We start from the raw sequence: 17,867 nt of genomic DNA on the forward strand, positions 1-17,867 counted from the left end.
TGCTTGCCCAACCAGTCTCGGTACAGGCTAGATGAGCTGGTCATGCACCACCTTCCGAAGCAGGTCCGTCGGGATCTCCACCACTCCTTCCCCCTCCGGGATGGTAAGCCCGTGCTCGTCGGTCACCGCTCACTGCACCAGGATCGTTCCCCGGTCCATGGTGTAGATCGTTGGACAGTCGTCGTCATCGCACGTCCCGAGCAGTCGGGTTACACGCATCGTCACTCACCCTTCACTGGCTGCTGTGTCGGGTTCGATACTGTCGAAGCACACAATCGGCGACGAGCGATACCAGTTGACAGAACAGGAAACTGGCTGGAGCAGGTAGGGGCTGGTGGAGTCCTTGAGCCGGTTCGCCATGGCACCAGCCTCTCAAATCGAGTGTGGCCGGGCACGGCGGTGCGCGACACTTCCCGGGTGCTGCTGACCCTGACCACCACCATCCGGCCCGCGACCGACCTGGGTTACCTGCTGTTCAAGCATCCGGCGAAGGCGCAGGCGTTCTCGACCGCCGCGGGCGCGGCCCACGTGTTCTACCCGGCCGCCGACGAGGACGTGTGCACGGCGGCGCTGCTGCTGGAGGTCGACCCGGTCGCGCGGCCACGCGACGGGCAGCACGTCAGCGACCGCCCGTACGCGGCCGGGTCGCAGCTCGCGGTGGCCATGGCGACGGTGTTCCGCACGGCCATGACCGGCCGCTGCGACGCCCGGCCGGAGCTGGCCGAGCGGCCGATCCCGCTGTCCGTGCGGGTCCCGGCGACCTCGTGCCGGGGCGGGGCGGCGCTGGTCGAGCGGCTGTTCGCGCCGCTGGGCTGGCGGGTCGACGCGCGGCCGGTGCCGCTGGACCCCGAGTTCCCCGACTGGGGCGACTCGCGCTACCTGGACCTGCGGCTCGACGGCGAGGCGCGGGTGGCCGACGCGCTCAAGCACCTGTACGTGCTGCTGCCGGTGCTGGACGACACGAAGCACTACTGGGTCGCCGAGGACGAGGTGGGCAAGCTGCTGCGCGCGGGCGCTGGCTGGCTCGCCGGGCACCCGGAGCGTGACCTGATCAGCGCCCGCTACCTCGCTCACCAGGGCGGATACGTGCGCACGGCGCTGGCCCAGCTCGCCGAGCTGGACGGGGCGACGGAGGAAAGCCTGGACAACGCCCTGACAGAACCCGTGAACGCCCCGGCGCCGCTGGCCGTCGTCCGGCGGCAGGCGGTGCTCGCCGCGCTGCGCGAGGTCGGCGCGCGGCGGGTGCTCGACCTGGGCTGCGGCGGCGGGGCGCTGCTGCGCGACCTGCTGGCTGACCCGGCGTTCACCGAGATCGTGGGGACGGACGTCTCCGCGGGCGCGCTGGCGGCGGCGGAGCGGCGGCTGGGCCTGGACCGGCTGCCCGACCACACCCGGGAGCGGCTCACGCTGCGGCAGTCGTCGCTGACCTACACCGACCCGTCGCTGGCGGGTTACGACGCCGCGGTGCTGATGGAGGTCGTCGAGCACGTCGACCCGAGCAGGCTGCCCGCGCTGGAACGCGCCGTGTTCGGCACCGCGCGGCCCGCGCATGTCGTGGTGACCACGCCGAACGTGGAGTACAACGCGCTGTTCCCCGCGCTGCCCGCCGGGCAGGCGCGGCACCCCGACCACCGGTTTGAATGGACCCGCGCGGAGTTCCGCGAGTGGGCAGGCGCCGTCGCCGAGCGGCGCGGCTACACGGTCCGGTATTCCCCGGTCGGCCCAGAAGACGCCGAACTCGGCGCGCCGACGCAGCTCGCTCTGTTCTCCCGTAAGGAGGCGTGATGGACCTGGCCATTCCCGACATGGCGCTCGTGGTGCTCATCGGCGCCTCGGGCTCGGGCAAGTCGACCTTCGCGCGCAGGCACTTCCGGCCGACGCAGGTCCTGTCCAGCGACTATTTCCGCGGCCTGGTCAGCGACGACGAGAACGACCAGTCCGCCACCGTGCCCGCGTTCGAGGCACTGCACTATGTGGCCGGGAAACGCTTGCAGGCGGGGCGGGTCACGGTCGTGGACGCCACGAACACGCAGCGGGAGCCGCGCGCGCAGCTGGTGCGGCTCGCCCGCGAGCACGACGTGCTGCCGGTGGCGATCGTGCTGGACCTGCCGGAGTCGACATGTGTGCGGCGCAACGCCGACCGCCCGGACCGCGACTTCGGGGCGCGGGTGGTCAAGCGGCACGTGTCCGAGCTGCGGCGCTCGCTGGGCTCGTTGCGGCGCGAGGGTTTCCGGCACGTGCACGTGCTCTCCGACGAGTCCGAAGTGGACTCCGCGCGGATCGTGGTCGAGCCGCTGCGCAACGACCTGCGCGGCGAGACCGGCCCGTTCGACGTGATCGGCGACGTGCACGGCTGCCGCGCGGAGCTGGAGGAGCTGCTGGACACGCTGGGCTACGCGATCGAGCGGGACGCGGGCGGGCGCGCGGTCGGCGCGCGGCACCCGCTGGGCAGGCGCGTGGTGTTCGTCGGCGATCTGGTCGACCGCGGCCCCGACACCCCGGGCGTGCTGCGACTCGCGATGGGGATGGTCGAGGCGGGCAATGCGCTTGCGGTGTGCGGCAACCACGAGCAGAAACTCGTGCGGGCGTTGCGCGGCAAGAAGGTCACCGTCGCGCACGGCCTGGGCGAGTCGCTGGCGCAGCTGGCCGAGGAGCCCGCCGAGTACCGCGCGCGGGTGGAAGCCTTCTGCGATCAGCTGATCGGGCACTACGTGCTCGACGGCGGCAAGCTCGTCGTGGCGCACGCGGGCCTGCCGGAGCGCTACCACGGCCGCGCGTCCGGCCGGGTGCGCGGTTTCGCGCTGTACGGCGACACCACCGGCGAGACCGACGAGTACGGCCTGCCGGTGCGGTATCCGTGGGCGAACGACTACCGCGGCAGCGCGACCGTCCTGTATGGACACACCCCGGTGCCGGAAGCCGAGTGGGTCAACGGGACCATGTGCCTGGACACCGGGTGCGTGTTCGGCGGCAAGCTGACCGCGCTGCGGTACCCGGAGCGCGAAGTGGTGTCGGTGAAGGCGCACGAGGTCTGGTACGAGCCGGTGCGGCCGCTGGCGCCAGAGCCGGTCGCCGACCGCGAGCCAACCGCCCTCGCGCTGACCGATGTCGTCGGCAAGCGCGTGGTGGAAACCGCTGTGCTGGGCCAGGTCACGGTGCGCGGCGAGCAGGCCGCGGCGGCGCTGGAGGTGATGAGCCGGTTCGCGGTGGACCCGCGCTGGCTGCTGTACCTGCCGCCGACGATGGCCCCCGCCGAGACGCACCCCGACGGGGACGTGCTGGAGCACCCGCGGGAGGCGTTCGCCGGTTTCGGCGGCATTCCCGTGCTGTGCGAGGAGAAGCACATGGGCTCCCGCGCCGTCGTCCTGGTCACCAGGGACCCGGACGTGGCCCCGCGCCGCTTCGGCATCGAGGGCGACGGCGCGGTGCACACCCGCACCGGCCGCCCGTTCTTCGACGCCGCCCTGACCGAGCGGCTGCTCGCCCGGGTCCGCGCGGCCGCGGCGGGCCTGTGGGACGAGTTGGGCACCGACTGGCTGCTGCTCGACGCGGAACTGCTGCCGTGGAGCGCCAAGGCGGGCGAGCTGATCACGTCCCAGTACGCGTCGGTGGGCGCGGCGGCCGAATCCGCCCTGCCCGCGGCCCTGTCGGCGCTGTCCGCCGCGGCCGACCGCGGCGTGCCCGTGGCGGACCTGCTGGCGCGCATGGAATCCCGCGCGGCGAACGTCGCCGCCTTCCGCGCCGCCTACCGCCGCTACTGCTGGCCGACCTCCGGCCTGGACGGCGTCCGCCTGGCCCCGTTCCAGGTCCTGGCGGCCGAGGGCGCCACCTTCCACGACCGCCCGCACACCTGGCACCTGGCGGTGGCCGAGCGCCTGCGCGCGGCGGACCCCGACCTGTTCACCCGCACCCGCACCCTCGCCGTCGACACGGCGGACCCGGAGTCGGTGGCGGCGGGCATCCGCTGGTGGGAGGACATGACCGCGGCGGGCGGCGAGGGCATGGTGGTGAAACCGGCGGCCAACCTGGTCCGCGCGGGCCGCAAACCCGTCCAGCCCGGCGTCAAGGTGCGCGGCCGCGAGTACCTGCGCGTCATCTACGGCCCCGACTACACCGAACCGGACAACCTGGCGCGGCTGCGCGACCGCAGACTGGGCCACAAGCGCTCGCTGGCCCTGCGCGAGTACGCGCTGGGCCTGGAAGCCCTCGACCGCCTCACCCGCGGCGAGCCGCTGTGGCGCGTGCACGAGTGCGTCTTCGCGATCCTCGCCCTGGAATCCGAACCCGTCGACCCCCGCCTGTGAGCCCAGCCGCGACCCCACTCGTCAGCAGCAGCGCACCCTGCCCGCCCTTCGGCTCACACCGGTGTGGCCGGGCGCCCGCGTGGGGGTGCCCGGCCACGGTCGTTCTCGCTGTGCGTCAGCCGACGGAGATGGTGGCCAGCGTGGGGTCTTGGCCGTCTGTCAGTCTGCACGGGGTGGAGAAGGTCCCGAGACCGGTCTCCGAGCCGTCGGCCCGCCTGGGGGTCCACTGGCCGGTGAAGGTGTCGCCGAGGGAGATCTTCACCGTGCCCGCCTCATGCGCGGTGAAGGCGGGGAACTCGGCCCCGGTGAGCGGCAGGTCAAGTGCGCTGTCCGTGGGAACGGCGGTGGGGGGAATGGTGAACGGCAGGTCCGCGGCCGCCACCGCGCCGTTGGTGTCGATCTCGGCCTGTGCCGTCGTGGTGCCCTCGATGGTGGTGGCCCTGACCAAGCTGAGGACTCGGACGATTTCGATGTCCAGAGTCGCGACAACACTCAGGTCCGTGCCCTGGACAGTGTCACCGACCTTGGCCGAGGCGGGGAACCGCACCGCCACCGCCATGTCGACGGTCCGCTCGCCGGACAGCGGGAAGGCACATCCATAGACGACCTTCTTGGTCTCCACGGGCGGCGGGGGGACCGGACCGCCCTTGATCTTGAACTTGGCCAGGGTGTTGTTCTGGCCTGGCCCCTGCTCGCACGGCGACTCGAAGGTGCCCAGGCCGGTCGGGGTGCCGCTGGAGGTCCTCGGGGTCAGCGTGGTGGCGAGGTCGCCGACGGTGATCTGCCCCTTGCCCGGGCGGGAGAAGGTCAGCGAGGGGGCTTGACCGGTGACGACGACCTCGAAGGCCCCGGACGAGGGGACCGGTGTCTTCTCAAGTTTCAGGGAGACCTCGACCGGCACGGTGGTCTTCGGGGCCGTGACGGTCATCGCCGCCGCGATGGAACCTTCGATGGTGGTGGCGCCCAGCAGGTTCAATCCCTGAGCGACTTCCGCTGGAAAAGTGATTGTCGCCTTGACGTCGAACATCGGCGTGGGCTGACCGACCGGCAGGGATGCGGGAACCGCTGCCTCGATCTCCGCGGCCACCGCCTGCGTGCCGATCAGCGGGAATGAGCAGGCGGAGCCCAAGGGCAGGCTCGCCGCCGAACTGGTGCCCGCGCCGGCGAACCCCATGGCGCCCACTGCCAGCACGCCTGCGGCGACAGCCGTCAGCACCCGGCGGGGCGCGCCCCCTAATATTGTTCTCATATTTTCTCTCCCCACAGGAAAAAGAATGCGACACATAGCGCGAAAAGGGTTGCGGAGTTGACAAATGACCCCAGGAAATGATCACCGCAGCCGTGATCAAAGTAACCCCGAACAGTCTTCACCGCAAGAGCGAAATCGTTCCAGAAAATCCACTACCACAACCGCTCGCGCCCACATTTTTGTCATCGATCGACGAAACAGACCCGAATGCCGCATGGCACAGATAGTCACCAGCGGCTTTCGGTCGTGACGTTTTCGCTGCGACCGCGGGGACCACGCCCACCGAAACGGTATTCACCAACCGGAGGCGGGCAGCGGCGATCCGCGCGCCGGAGTGCGGCGCGCGGTGCTGTTGGCGGCTGGTCAGGCCGTCTTCTTGTCGTCCTCGGGCGGGTCGAAGCTCGCGGGGACGCGCTTGAGGTGCTTGGTCATGGAGCGGATCAGGAACGCCACCGCCACGAAGAACAGGACCAGGATCAGAAAGCCCAGCGGGCTCGACTTGCCGAAGTCCTCGCCCTGGCCGCCGGGGTCGGCCGGGCGGGGGGGCGGCTGCGTCTGGGCCAGGACCATCGGCACCGTCGCCGAGAGGTCCGGACCGGTCAGCTCGATCACAGGGACACCTTCTCACTGATGCCGGAGAACAGGTCGTCCTCGGGCAGGGTGCTGTCCACCAGGGAGCGGACCAGCTCATACTCCTCATAGGGCCACACCGCGCGCTGGATGTCCAGCGGGACGGCGAACCAGCGGCTCTCCGGATCGATCTGGGTGGCGTGCGCCAGCAGGGCGGCGTCGCGGACCTCGAAGTAGTCGGCGCACTCGACGCGGGTGGTGACCCGGTGGGCGATGTCGCCGCGGTCGGCGGGCCAGTTCTCCAGCCACTCGGTGTACGGGGACTCCAGGCCCGCGGCGATGACCGCCTCGTGCATGGCGACCAGGCGGGCGCGGGAGAAGCCGTGCGAGTAGTACAGCTTGAGCGGGGTCCAGGGCTCCCCGGCCGCCGGGTAGAGCTCCGGGTCGCCTGCCGCGTCGAAGGCGGCGACGGAGACCTCGTGGCAGCGGATGTGGTCGGGGTGCGGGTAGCCGCCGTTCTCGTCGTAGGTGATGATCACGTGCGGCTTGAACTCGCGGATGGCCTCGACCAGCGGCGGGACGGACTCCTCCAGCGGCACCAGCGCGAAGCAGCCCTCGGGCAGCGGCGGCTTCGGGTCGCCCTCGGGCAGGCCCGAGTCGACGAAGCCGAGCCAGCGGTGCCGCACGCCCAGGATCTCGGCGGCCTTGGCCATCTCCTGCCTGCGGACGGCCGGGATGTCCTCGGCGACCTCCGGCCGGTCCATGGCCGGGTTGAGGATGTCGCCGCGCTCGCCGCCGGTGCAGGTCACCACCATGACCTCGTGCCCCTCGGCCACGTAGCGGGCCATCGTCGCGGCGCCCTTGCTCGACTCGTCGTCCGGGTGGGCGTGGACCGCCATCAAACGCAGCTTCTCGGCCATGACCTCTCTCGGCCCCCTCCTGATACGTGGACTCCGCACGCGGCGGATACTCGACCCGGATAGTCGAACGCCCCCGGCGGGGCCCATTGTTCCCACCGGTCGGACAACCGCTCCCAGGAGGTCCCCGCGATGACCGTGGCCGGTCGAGCCCTACCGGAGGGCCGCTATGGGTCGACGCGCGCGCGCCGGTCCCCGCGGACCATGCTCGTGCTGATCGTCTGCGGGCTGCTGGCGGGCGGGGCGGTGACCTATCTCGGCTACAAGAACCTGGGGACGGCGCCGATCGAGGCGCAGCGGACCGCGTTTAGCAACCAGCCGGACAACCGCATGGAACTGACCTTCGACGTGACCCGGACGACGCCGGAGCGGCCCGCCGTGTGCATCGTGCGGGTCCGCGGAATCGACGGCACGGAGAACGGGCGCAAGGAGGTCTACATCGCGCCGGGCGAGCCGTCGGCGCGGGTGACGACGGTCATCCGGGGCGCGTCCGAACCAGTGACAGCGGACGTTTTCGGTTGCTCTTACCAGGTCCCCGCTTACTTGTCCACAGATCAGCCGCCAACGGGGTGAACTGCGGCCTTAACGGCAGAGAAACGGACATTTCGGGCGGGAAGAAACCCCTGTTCGTGCTACCCTCGGCTACCTGCACGGCCCCTAGGAGGGCCGTGTTTTTTCCATTCCGGGTGCCCCACGAAGCCCGGGACTGCCTGGCCCGAAACCACGGGCCCGGAGTACGACGAGGAGTTGGTGACCGTGAGCGACACCCAGGTGACCTGGTTGACCCAGGAGGCCTACAACCGGCTCAAGCACGAGCTCGACGAGCTGATTGAGAACCGCCCGGTCATCGCGCAGAAGATCAACACCAGCCGCGAGGAAGGTGACCTCAAGGAAAACGGGGGTTACCACGCCGCTCGCGAGGAGCAGGGCCAGCAGGAGGCGCGCATCCGCCACCTGCAGGAGCTGCTGCGCGGAGCCAAGGTCGGCGAGGCCCCCGCCAACGACGGCATCGCCGAGCCCGGGATGGTGCTGACGGTGCGCTACGACGGGGACGACGAGGAAGAGCAGTTCCTGCTCGCCACGCGCGAAGAGGGCGGCGGTGAGGGGGCGCTGGAGGTGTACTCGCCCGAGTCGCCGCTGGGGCGGGCGCTGCTGGGCGCCAAGGAGGGCGAGACCCGGGAGTACGAGCTGCCCAACGGGAAGACGCAGAAGGTGACTCTGCACAAGGCTGTGCCTTACAGCGGCTGAGACTGCTTCAACGAGGGCCGGCTTTCCTGTCTCCAGGAAAGCCGGCCCTCGTTCTGTCTTGGGGTGCTGTGGCCGGTGTGCTCGATTGGGTGGAGTGGTTTCTTCGGGGCCCCTACGAAGGAAGATCGCCCGTGTGAAAGAGGGTGGGAAGCCTGCGGCATCACACGCGCGGCCAGCTTAGCGATCTTCCTTCTCCCCCGAAGAAACCACTCCACCCCATCGAGCAGTTGGCGGGGCGGGTGCCTGTCGGGTGGGGGCTGGTGTCTGTTGGTCGGCTCTTGCGGCGCGTTCCAGGAGGGGGCGGACTCGTGGGGCTACTGGGGTGGAGAGGGCTATCGAGGTTGAGGTTCTGCTGACCCACTCGACGTCTACCACCTGGTCTATGACTCGTTGTAGGTCGTCGTTGTTCTTGGCGACCATGCGGACTAGGAGGTCGCCTTGGCCGGTGGTGGCGTGGACTTCGCAGACCTCGTTGATTGCTCTTAGGCGGTTCGCTACTTCTGTGCGTTTGCCCTGTGCGATCTCCAGGACTGCGAAGGCTGTTAGGCCGTAGCCCATTGCCGCCAGGTCCAGGGCGGGTGGGAAGCCGGTGAGGACGCCGCGTCGCTCTAGGCGGTCCAGGCGGGCTTGGACTGTGCCCCTGGCCACTCCCAGGCGCCTTGAGCATTCCAGGACGCCTAGGCGGGGTTCGTCGGTGAGGAGGAGCAGGAGGCGGGCGTCCAAGGCGTCCAGGGTGGATTCGGGGTCTTCTGGCACTGGGGTGGACCTCCTGGGCAGAGTGACCATTTTGTCGAGCCGGTCTGGTGTCAGACTAGGCGATGTGACCAGTGAAACGGCACTGCCTTGCGCAAGATGACTGGTCGGCACATGCTCGTCTTACCGCTGCGAAGGTAGGAGGACGTCATGACCGGCACCCTCGGTCACCGTGAGCCTGGGCTGGATGAGGTGAGCTACGACCAACTCCGTCAGCTTGTCGGGCTGGTCGACTACGACGAGAGCCGGGACCCGTTCCCGGTGCACGCGATGGACGCGGTGGTGTTCGTGGTGGGCAATGCCACGCAGACCGCGTTGTTCTACCAAATCGCGTTCGGGATGCGGTTGGTCGCCTATAGCGGGCCGGAGTCCGGCAATCGCGATCACAAGGCGTATGTGCTGGAGTCGGGGTCCGCCCGGTTTGTGGTCAAGGGCGGCGTCGACCCCGCCAGTCCGCTGCTCGACCACCACCGGGTGCATGGGGACGGGGTGGTCGACCTCGCTTTGTCGGTGCCCGATGTCGATCGGTGCGTCGCGCACGCGCGCAGGCAGGGGGCGACCATTCTGGATGAGCCGCACGACGTGTCCGATGAGAACGGGACGGTGCGGGTGGCGGCCATCGCGACCTACGGGCACACCCGGCACACGCTGGTCGATCGGTCCCGCTACGACGGGCCGTATCTGCCGGGGTATGTGGCCGCGGAAGGGGCGGTCGCCCGGCCCTCGGACGCGCCCAAGCGGTTGTTCCAGGCCATCGACCACTGTGTGGGCAATGTCGAGTTGGGACAGATGGACTACTGGGTCGACTGGTACAACCGCGTGATGGGCTTCGTGAACATGGCGGAGTTCGTCGGCGACGACATCGCCACCGAGTACTCGGCGTTGATGAGCAAAGTCGTGTCCAACGGCAACCACCGGGTCAAGTTCCCGCTGAACGAGCCCGCCGTCGCGAAGAAGAAGTCGCAGATCGACGAGTATCTGGAGTTCTACGGCGGGCCGGGCTGCCAGCACATCGCGCTGGCCACCAATGACATCGTGACCACCGTCAAGGCCATGCGGGCGGCGGGGGTGGAGTTCCTCGACGTGCCGGACTCCTACTACGAGGACCCGGAGTTGCGGGCGCGGATCGGGTCGGTGCGGGTGCCCATCGACGTGCTCAAGGAGCACGCCATCCTGGTCGACCGGGATGAGGACGGGTACCTGTTGCAGATCTTCACCAAGCCGGTGGGCGACCGGCCGACGGTGTTCTTCGAGATGATCGAGCGGCACGGGTCGCTCGGGTTCGGCAAGGGGAACTTCAAGGCCCTGTTCGAGGCGATCGAGCGGGAGCAGGAGCGGCGCGGCAACCTCTGAGACCGGTGTCGGGGGCCACACTCAGCGACTCCTCAGGTGGGGCGGGTACCCTCGTCCGCAGAAGTATCCAGGTGGGGAGAAACTGGCATGGCCCTCGGCACTCGAATTGCCGGTGCGGTCCCCCTCGCGGGCGCCGCGGCCGCGGCGTTGGTGCTGGCCGGGGTCGCTGTCTTCACCGTCGGCAGCGCCGGGTGCGCCAGCGCGGGTGAGTTCGTGCAGCGCGGCGCCGAACTGGAACTGGTCGGCGGGTGTGTCGACCCGGCCGACCTGCCCGCGGCTCCCGGCGGGCCGGAGATCGTGCCGGGGTCGCACCCTGGTTCGGCGGTCGACCGCCTGCACCAGGTGCGCCCCTGAATCCACTGACGACAGAGGCCCGCTCGGGTGAGCGGGCCTCGCGTCATGTGAGGCGTCAGCCGAGGGCGTCCAGGAGGTCGCCGACGAGGTCGGCGCCGTCCTCGATGCCGACCGACAGGCGCAAGATGTCGCCCGCGACCTGCAACGGTGAGCCGGTGGTGCTGGCGTGCGTCATCTTGCCGGGGTGCTCGATCAGGGACTCGATGCCGCCGAGGGACTCGCCGAGGATGAACAGCTTGGTGCGCGCGGCGATGTCGAGAGCGGCCTGCTCACCGCCCGCCACCGAGAAGGAGACCATGCCGCCGAAGCGGCGCATCTGCTTGGCGGCGATCTCGTGGCCTGGGTGGTCGGCCAGGCCAGGGTAGTAGACCTTGGTGACCCGGTTGTGGCTGACCAGCGCCTCCACGACCCGCTCGGCGTTGTCGCTGTGCCGCTCCATGCGCAGCGCCAGGGTCTTCGCCCCGCGCAGGACCAGCCACGAGTCGAACGGGCTGGGCACCGCGCCTGCGGCGTTGCGCAGGAACGCGAACTTCTCCTGCAACTCCGGGTCGGAGGTGACCAGCGCGCCGCCGACGACGTCGGAGTGCCCGCCGAGGTACTTGGTGGTGGAGTGCAGCACCACATCGGCGCCGAGGCCGAGCGGGCTTTGCAGGTACGGGGTGGCGAAGGTGTTGTCGATGACCAGCTTCGCCGCGGCCTCGGCGGCGACGGCGGCCAGCGCGGCGATGTCGGCGATCCCCAGCAGCGGGTTCGTCGGCGTCTCCGACCAGATGACCTTGGTGTTGGGCCGCACGGCCGCGCGGGTGGCGGTGACGTCGGACAGGTCGACCGAGGTGTACTCGACGCCCCAGAGCGAGAGGACCTTGTCCAGCAGGCGGAAGGTGCCGCCGTAGGCGTCGCTGCCGAGCACCACGTGGTCGCCGGGCCGGGTCATCGACCGCAGCGCGATATCGGCTGCGGCCATCCCGGAGGCGAACGCGAGCCCGAACTTACCGCCCTCCAGGGAAGCCAGCGCTTCCTCCAACGCGGTCCGCGTCGGGTTGGCGGTGCGCGAATACTCGTAGCCCCCGTCGCGAACGCCCCCGACCCCGTCCTGGGCGAAGGTGGACGTGGCGTAGATCGGGACGATCACCGCGCCGGTACGCGGATCGGGCTCCTGGCCCGCGTGGATCGCCCGGGTCTCGAAGCCCCACCGTGTCGCGTCCACAGGCGACGTGTCTTCTGCCATGTGACCAGGCTACGGCCATGGACCACCATGACCACGATGTGGGACTTATCCCACTTTGGGGAATGTTTGCCCACGATGGTGTATCGGCCGGAACGGTCGGTGTGCCTAGTACCCCGGGTACCCGCGCCGCTGCGGGGCCAGCCACTTGAAGGTGGCGGGCAGGACCGCGAACACCAGCGTGCTCACCGCCGTCACCAGACCGAAGACAAGCAATGTCGTGTATGTGGCGACAAAGCTGAACAGCAACTCGAAGTAGCGACCGAAACCGAAGACGCTGAACAGCTCGGACACCACCGGCTCCAGCAGCACCGACAGAATGCCCAGGAACGCGGCTATCAGGACGAGCACGCCGCCCGCCTTCAGCCTGGCGAGCATGAGCGCCCCGCCGAGCAGCGCCATGCCCGCCACCACGAACCGGCTGACGACGATCACCAACCCGCCTCCGGACACGAAACCGAGACCGGGACCCCGGCTGAACGAGACCAGGAAGTTGATCGACGCCCAGGTGAAGCAGGCCGCCATCAGCAGCGCGAACAGCAGCGCCAGGATCGCGGTGGCGGGGTTGGCCGGACGCGCGGGCGGCTGCGGATAGCCACCCGGCGGGTAACCGCCCTGCGGGTAGCCACCGTACGGATACGGCTGCTGCGGGTAGGGCTGCTGCGGATACCCCATGGCTTGCTCCCCCTCCAAACGGATGACGCCTTGTGCGACTCAGGCTAGGCCCGCGCCGTTCCCTCAGACGCCGATGGACCCCGACTTCGTGTCGGGGTCCATCGAATGGTCGTTAACGCTCTTACCACTGCTGAGGCGGCTGCTGCCCCTGCTGCGGCGGCGGCCCGTAGCCCGGCTGCTGGCCGGTCGGCGGGGCGTAGCCCGGCGGGGGCGGCTGCCCGTAGCCCGGCTGCGGCGGCGGCTGCTGCCCGTACCCCTGGGGCGGCTGGCCGTAGCCGCCCTGCTGGCCGTAGCCCGGCTGCGGCTGGCCGTAACCCTGCTGCTGCGGCTGGCCGAACCCACCGGTGGGGCCACCTGAACCGCTGCCGAGCGGCGGGCTCGACACCAGGTACGGCCTGGTCTGCGGGAAGAAGTACATCGCGCCCGCACCCGCGATGAGCAGGCCCAACACGATCGAGAGAGTCCCGCCGATGATGGCGTAAGTGACCATCACCAAGATCGTGGTCAGCACAAGCAGGCCGCCGCCCGCGATCACCAGCAGGTGCGCGAACTCGGTCTTGCGCAGGAACAACAGGACCGCGCCCGCGAGCGCCAAGGCAGAGGCGACAAGCTGCAGAATCACGAAAACGACGACCGGGCCGCCGACGGCGGACGCCGGTGACAGCGACGACAGGCTGCCGATCACGCCGAGCAGGCCGAGCAGGGCGATCGCGCCCTGCACGATCATCGCCACCACGGCCGTGTTGCCGCTCTGGCCGCCGAAGTTCGGCTGGGGGCCGAAGCCGCCCTGCTGGGCGAAGCCGCCCTGCTGCGGGTAACCGCCCGGCTGGCCGTAGCCCGGCTGGGGCTGGCCGTACCCCTGCGGCTGCTGCCCGTACTGCGGCTGGCCGTACGGGGACTGGGGCTGGCCGAAACCGCCCGCGGGCGAGTCCGTCGCGCTGGGCGGTGGGGTGTACTGCGGCGCTGCCTGCGGGATCGAGCCGGGCTGCACCACCTGGGTGGCCTCGGGCTGGCTCTGGTTGGGCGCGCCCTGGCCGGGGCGGACGACCTGGGTGCGGTCGGAGCCCTCGTCCTCCTGGCCGGGGGTGTCCTGGCCGGGGGTGTCCTGGCCGGGGGTGTCCTGGCCGGGCACCGGCTGGCCTGGGCGGATGGCCTGGGTGCGTTCGACGCCGTCGGCCCCGGTGTTGGGGCCGGGCGGCTGGGCGTACTGCGGCTGATTCGGGTCCGGCTGCTGCTGCTGCGCGGGCGGGTAGCCCGGTGGCTGGCCGTACTGCGGCTGCCCCTGGTCCTGGCCTGGCTGACCAGGCCACTGCGGGGGCTGACCGCCCTGCCACGGCTGATTCGGCGGCTGGGGAGAGCTCATCGGGTTTCCCACCCCTTTTGACCTGGAATGTCGTCTCGCATCGCCGGTAACGCTATCGGATGGCTTATTGCACTGCGCGCCGCGCCGGACACCGTTCCCGGGGCTTCACCTGCCCGCAAGGAAACCCAGAAGGTCCTGCCTGGTCACCACGCCCGCGGGTTTGCCGTCGACCAGCACCAGGGCGCCGTCGGCCGCGGCCAGCGCGCTCATCGCGGCGGTGACCTGCTCGCCCGCGCCGATGGTGGGCAGCGGGCCGGACATGTGCCGGTCGAGCCGGTCGGCGAGGGCGGCCTTTCCGGTGAACAGGGCGTCGAGGAGGTCGCGCTCGTTGACCGCGCCGACGACCTCCGCGGCCATGACCGGCGGTTCGGCGTTGACCACGGGCATCTGGCTCACGCCGAACTCCCGCAGGATCGCCACCGCGTCGGCGACGGTCTCGGTGGGGTGGGCGTGGATGAACTCCGGCAGCGCGCCGGTCGCGCTCTTGCGGCGCAGGACGTCGCCGACGGTCGCGCCGGAGTGCTCGGGCGGGAGGAAGCCGTACTGGGCCATCCAGGAGTCGTTGAAGACCTTCGACAGGTAGCCGCGGCCGCCGTCGGGCAGCAGCACGACCACGACGTCGTCCGGGCCGAGGCGCTGGGCCAGGCGCAGCGCGGCTGCGGCGGCCATGCCGCAGGAGCCGCCGACCAGCAGGCCTTCCTCGCGGGCGAGCCGTCGGGTGACCTCGAAGGACTCCGCGTCGCTGACGGCGATGATCTCGTCGGCGATGCCGCGGTCGTAGGTCTCGGGCCAGAAGTCCTCGCCGACGCCCTCGACCAGGTACGGGCGGCCGGTGCCGCCGGAGTAGACCGAGCCCTCCGGGTCCGCGCCGATGACCTTGACCCGGCCCTCGGAGACCTCTTTGAGGTAGCGGCCGGTGCCGCTGATCGTGCCGCCGGTGCCGACGCCCGCGACGAAGTGCGTGATCCGGCCGTCGGTCTGCTTCCACAGCTCAGGACCGGTGGAGGCGTAGTGGCTCGCCGGGTTCTCCTGGTTGGCGTACTGGTTGGGCTTCCAGGCGCCCTCGATCTCGCGGACGAGCCGGTCGGAGACGTTGTAATAGGAGTCGGGGTGCTCGGGGGCCACCGCGGTCGGGCACACCACGACCTCCGCGCCGTAGGCCTTGAGGACGTTGCGCTTGTCCTCGCTGACCTTGTCCGGGCACACGAAGACGCACTTGTAGCCCCTGCGCTGGGCGACCATGGCCAGCCCGACGCCGGTGTTGCCGGAGGTGGGCTCCACGATCGTGCCGCCGGGGCGCAACTCGCCGGACTTCTCCGCGGCCTCGACCATGCGCAGCGCGATACGGTCCTTCACGCTGCCGCCGGGGTTGAAGTACTCCACCTTGGCCAACACGGTCGGGGACAGCCCCGCGGCGAGCGAGTTCAGCTTCACCAGCGGCGTGTCGCCGACAAGATCGATGATGTGCTCGACGTACTCCACCGGGGTCTCCTTTGGGGGTGATCACGTCCAGGACCTGCGATGCGGCCCTGCGACGAAGCCTAGCCCTGCGGTATCCGGGCGCCAGGTTGACGCCTCTTGGTAACAAGGAACCGGGGGGTCTCGCGATAGGTGATGAGTAACCCGTGTTGCGGGAGGAGGCAGGCGATGGGCTGGATCAGGGGGCTGCGGATGCTGGCGCTGGCGGCGGGCTCGGTCGGCGGGTTGTCCGGCGCGGCGTATTCGGTGCTCAATACCCAGTCGCGGCGGGCCCGCACGGTCATCGGCGTGCCGCGCGACCTGCCGTTCAACGCCGACGGCGGCTACCTGCCGCACGGTCCGGGGCCGGTGCCCGTGCCGGTCGACCGGATGCTGACGCTGGCGGTCTTCGGCGACTCCAGCGCGGCCGGGCTCGGCGCCGAGTCGCCCGACCTGCTGCCCGGCGTGCTGCTGGCGCGCGGGCTGGCCGAGGAGTCGGGCAGGCCGGTGCGGCTGACCACGTACGCGGTGAGCGGGTCGCGCACGACTGACCTGATCGACCAGGTGGACCGGGCCTTGGCCGACCCGCCGGACGTGGCGGTCGTGCTGGTCGGCGGCAACGACGTGACGGCCAGGATGAGCGTCGCGGCGTCGGCCGCGCTGCTCGCCGCGCAGGTCCGCAGGCTGCTCGCGGTCGGCACCGGGGTCGTCGTGGGCACGTGCCCGGACCTGGGCGCGATCGCGCCCATCCCGCAGCCGCTGCGGACCGTCGCGCGGCGGTGGAGCCTGGCGCTGGCCAGGGCGCAGGCCCGGGAGCTCTCCCGGACCGAGGCGACGTCTGTGCCGCTGGCCGCGCTGCTGTCGCCGCACTTCCTGGCGCGGCCGCAGGACCTGTTCAGCCCGGACCGATTTCACCCGAACGGGGCGGGCTACGCGCTCGCCGCCGAGGTGATGCTCGCCCCGCTGTGCGCGGCGGCCGGGGTGTGGAAAAGTGCGGAGGCAGCCCGCTGAGCAGGGCCGTCACACCGTCCCGAATGCTCTGCGCGGTTACGGTTACTTGCGAGTAACATCGGCCGGGTCGTGCAGACCGGCAATCGCGAAGGAGTACCCGCCATGCCTGAGGCAGTCATCGTCTCCGCCGTCCGATCCCCCATCGGGCGCGCCGGGAAGGGGTCGCTGGTCGACATCCGCCCCGACGACCTCGCCGCGCAGATGGTCCGCGCCGCGCTGGACAAGGTGCCCGCGCTCGACCCGACCGAGATCGACGACCTGATGCTGGGCTGCGGCCTGCCCGGCGGCGAGCAGGGCTTCAACATGGGCCGGATCGTGTCGGTGCTGCTCGGCTACGACCACATCCCCGGCTGCACGGTCACCCGCTACTGCGCCTCGTCGCTGCAGACCACCCGGATGGCGCTGCACGCGATCAAGGCCGGTGAGGGCGACGTGTTCATCTCGGCGGGCGTCGAGACGGTGTCCCGCTTCGCCAGGGGCAGCTCCGACTCCTGGCCCGACACGCAGAACCCGCTGTTCGCCGACGCCGTCGCCCGCACCGCCGCGGTGGCCGAGAGCGGCGCCGACGAGTGGCACGACCCGCGCGCCGACGGCATCGTCCCCGACGCCTACATCGCGATGGGCCAGACCGCGGAGAACCTGGCGCTGCTCAAGGGCGTCACCCGCGAGGACATGGACCACTTCGGCGTCCGCTCGCAGAACCTCGCCGAGCAGGCCATCAAGGACGGCTTCTGGGCCCGCGAGATCACCCCCGTCACCCTCCCCGACGGCCGCGTCGTGGACACCGACGACGGCCCCCGCCCCGGCATCACCTACGAGAAGACGGCGACCCTCAAGCCGGTCTTCCGCCCCGACGGCCGCGTCACCGCGGGCAACTGCTGCCCCCTCAACGACGGCGCCGCCGCCCTGGTGATCATGTCCGACACCAAGGCCAAGGCCCTCGGCCTCACCCCCCTGGCCCGCGTCGTCTCCACCGGCGTCTCCGGCCTGTCGCCGGAGATCATGGGCCTTGGCCCCGTCGAGGCGTCCAAGCGCGCGCTGGCCAAGGCGGGCCTGACCATCAACGACATCGACCTGGTGGAGATCAACGAGGCCTTCGCGGCGCAGGTCATCCCGTCGGCCCGCGACCTCGGCATCGACGAGGACAAACTGAATGTCAACGGCGGCGCCATCGCCATCGGCCACCCCTTCGGCATGACCGGAGCGCGCATCGCCACCACCCTGATCAACTCCCTCCAGTGGCACGACAAGCAGTTCGGCCTGGAGACCATGTGCGTCGGCGGCGGCCAGGGCATGGCCATGGTCCTGGAACGCCTGAGCTGATCGCCTCGGCGGGGAACAAGCCTGCCTGACGAATACCGCCACCAGCTTCCGCCGATTTCCCAGG

15 protein-coding genes and 1 pseudogene are annotated in these 17,867 nt (G+C 70.4%); 8 read left to right on the forward strand and 8 right to left on the reverse strand.

Annotation, left to right across the window (positions count from 1 at the left end; all coding sequences use genetic code 11):
* The first annotated feature begins 417 nt into the window (after positions 1 to 417).
* Both BLS56_RS14995 and BLS56_RS15000 read left to right on the forward strand, forming a co-directional pair.
* A complete protein-coding gene (locus BLS56_RS14995) occupies positions 418 to 1,785 on the forward strand; it encodes a 3' terminal RNA ribose 2'-O-methyltransferase Hen1 (protein ID WP_091450896.1) in 1,368 nt (455 codons plus the stop codon).
* Positions 1,785 to 4,304 carry a polynucleotide kinase-phosphatase gene (locus BLS56_RS15000; protein ID WP_091450703.1) on the forward strand — a complete coding sequence of 840 codons (2,520 nt, stop codon included), beginning with the start codon at positions 1,785 to 1,787 and terminating at the stop codon, positions 4,302 to 4,304. The genes BLS56_RS14995 and BLS56_RS15000 overlap by 1 nt, the downstream gene beginning before the upstream one ends.
* A gap of 115 nt (positions 4,305 to 4,419) precedes the next feature.
* Here BLS56_RS15000 and BLS56_RS15005 read toward each other — a convergent pair whose 3' ends face one another.
* The 3 genes from BLS56_RS15005 to mca form a co-directional block, all read right to left on the reverse strand.
* Positions 4,420 to 5,553: a DUF6801 domain-containing protein gene (locus tag BLS56_RS15005; protein WP_139190705.1), complete on the reverse strand. Its 1,134-nt coding sequence runs from the start codon at positions 5,551 to 5,553 to the stop codon at positions 4,420 to 4,422.
* Between the two features lie 363 nt (positions 5,554 to 5,916).
* A complete protein-coding gene (locus tag BLS56_RS15010) occupies positions 5,917 to 6,123 on the reverse strand; it encodes a hypothetical protein (RefSeq protein ID WP_091450899.1) in 207 nt (68 codons plus the stop codon).
* Between the two features lie 38 nt (positions 6,124 to 6,161).
* Positions 6,162 to 7,043 carry a mycothiol conjugate amidase Mca gene (mca, locus tag BLS56_RS15015; RefSeq protein WP_091450708.1) on the reverse strand — a complete coding sequence of 294 codons (882 nt, stop codon included), beginning with the start codon at positions 7,041 to 7,043 and terminating at the stop codon, positions 6,162 to 6,164.
* A 129-nt stretch (positions 7,044 to 7,172) separates the two neighbouring features.
* Here mca and BLS56_RS15020 point away from each other — a divergent pair, with 129 nt between their 5' ends.
* Positions 7,173 to 7,613, forward strand: a complete 441-nt coding sequence (locus BLS56_RS15020) for a DUF4307 domain-containing protein (protein WP_091450709.1) — start codon at positions 7,173 to 7,175, stop codon at positions 7,611 to 7,613.
* A gap of 177 nt (positions 7,614 to 7,790) precedes the next feature.
* Positions 7,791 to 8,288, forward strand: a complete 498-nt coding sequence (greA, locus tag BLS56_RS15025; protein ID WP_091450711.1) for a transcription elongation factor GreA — start codon at positions 7,791 to 7,793, stop codon at positions 8,286 to 8,288.
* 273 nt (positions 8,289 to 8,561) lie between these two features.
* Here greA and BLS56_RS15030 read toward each other — a convergent pair.
* A pseudogene (locus BLS56_RS15030) lies at positions 8,562 to 9,074 on the reverse strand (Lrp/AsnC family transcriptional regulator); the annotation flags it as partial.
* A gap of 117 nt (positions 9,075 to 9,191) precedes the next feature.
* Between BLS56_RS15030 and hppD the strand changes: the two are divergent.
* Entirely contained in the window at positions 9,192 to 10,394 is a 1,203-nt protein-coding gene (hppD, locus tag BLS56_RS15035) for a 4-hydroxyphenylpyruvate dioxygenase (RefSeq protein ID WP_091450713.1), read from the forward strand.
* An 87-nt stretch (positions 10,395 to 10,481) separates the two neighbouring features.
* Positions 10,482 to 10,748 (forward strand): hypothetical protein, encoded by a 267-nt coding sequence (locus tag BLS56_RS15040; protein ID WP_091450715.1) that lies wholly within the window; start codon positions 10,482 to 10,484, stop codon positions 10,746 to 10,748.
* A gap of 55 nt (positions 10,749 to 10,803) precedes the next feature.
* Here BLS56_RS15040 and BLS56_RS15045 read toward each other — a convergent pair whose 3' ends face one another.
* The 4 genes from BLS56_RS15045 to BLS56_RS15060 all read right to left on the reverse strand — a co-directional run bounded on the left by BLS56_RS15045 (position 10,804) and on the right by BLS56_RS15060 (position 15,493).
* Positions 10,804 to 11,976: a cystathionine gamma-synthase gene (locus BLS56_RS15045; RefSeq protein WP_091450717.1), complete on the reverse strand. Its 1,173-nt coding sequence runs from the start codon at positions 11,974 to 11,976 to the stop codon at positions 10,804 to 10,806.
* 105 nt (positions 11,977 to 12,081) lie between these two features.
* A complete protein-coding gene (locus BLS56_RS15050) occupies positions 12,082 to 12,648 on the reverse strand; it encodes a hypothetical protein (RefSeq protein WP_091450719.1) in 567 nt (188 codons plus the stop codon).
* Between the two features lie 121 nt (positions 12,649 to 12,769).
* Positions 12,770 to 14,011, reverse strand: coding sequence for a hypothetical protein (locus BLS56_RS15055; RefSeq protein WP_091450721.1), 1,242 nt, complete (start codon positions 14,009 to 14,011; stop codon positions 12,770 to 12,772).
* A 105-nt stretch (positions 14,012 to 14,116) separates the two neighbouring features.
* A complete protein-coding gene (locus BLS56_RS15060; protein ID WP_091450723.1) occupies positions 14,117 to 15,493 on the reverse strand; it encodes a cystathionine beta-synthase in 1,377 nt (458 codons plus the stop codon).
* Between the two features lie 165 nt (positions 15,494 to 15,658).
* Here BLS56_RS15060 and BLS56_RS15065 point away from each other — a divergent pair, with 165 nt between their 5' ends.
* Both BLS56_RS15065 and BLS56_RS15070 read left to right on the forward strand, forming a co-directional pair.
* Positions 15,659 to 16,480 carry an SGNH/GDSL hydrolase family protein gene (locus tag BLS56_RS15065; protein ID WP_175482835.1) on the forward strand — a complete coding sequence of 274 codons (822 nt, stop codon included), beginning with the start codon at positions 15,659 to 15,661 and terminating at the stop codon, positions 16,478 to 16,480.
* Between the two features lie 102 nt (positions 16,481 to 16,582).
* Complete coding sequence (locus tag BLS56_RS15070; protein WP_091450725.1) at positions 16,583 to 17,803, forward strand: acetyl-CoA C-acetyltransferase; 1,221 nt, start codon at positions 16,583 to 16,585, stop codon at positions 17,801 to 17,803.
* Positions 17,804 to 17,867: the final 64 nt, after the last annotated feature.

This window comes from Actinokineospora iranica (genome assembly GCF_900101685.1).
GTDB lineage: Bacteria > Actinomycetota > Actinomycetes > Mycobacteriales > Pseudonocardiaceae > Actinokineospora > Actinokineospora iranica.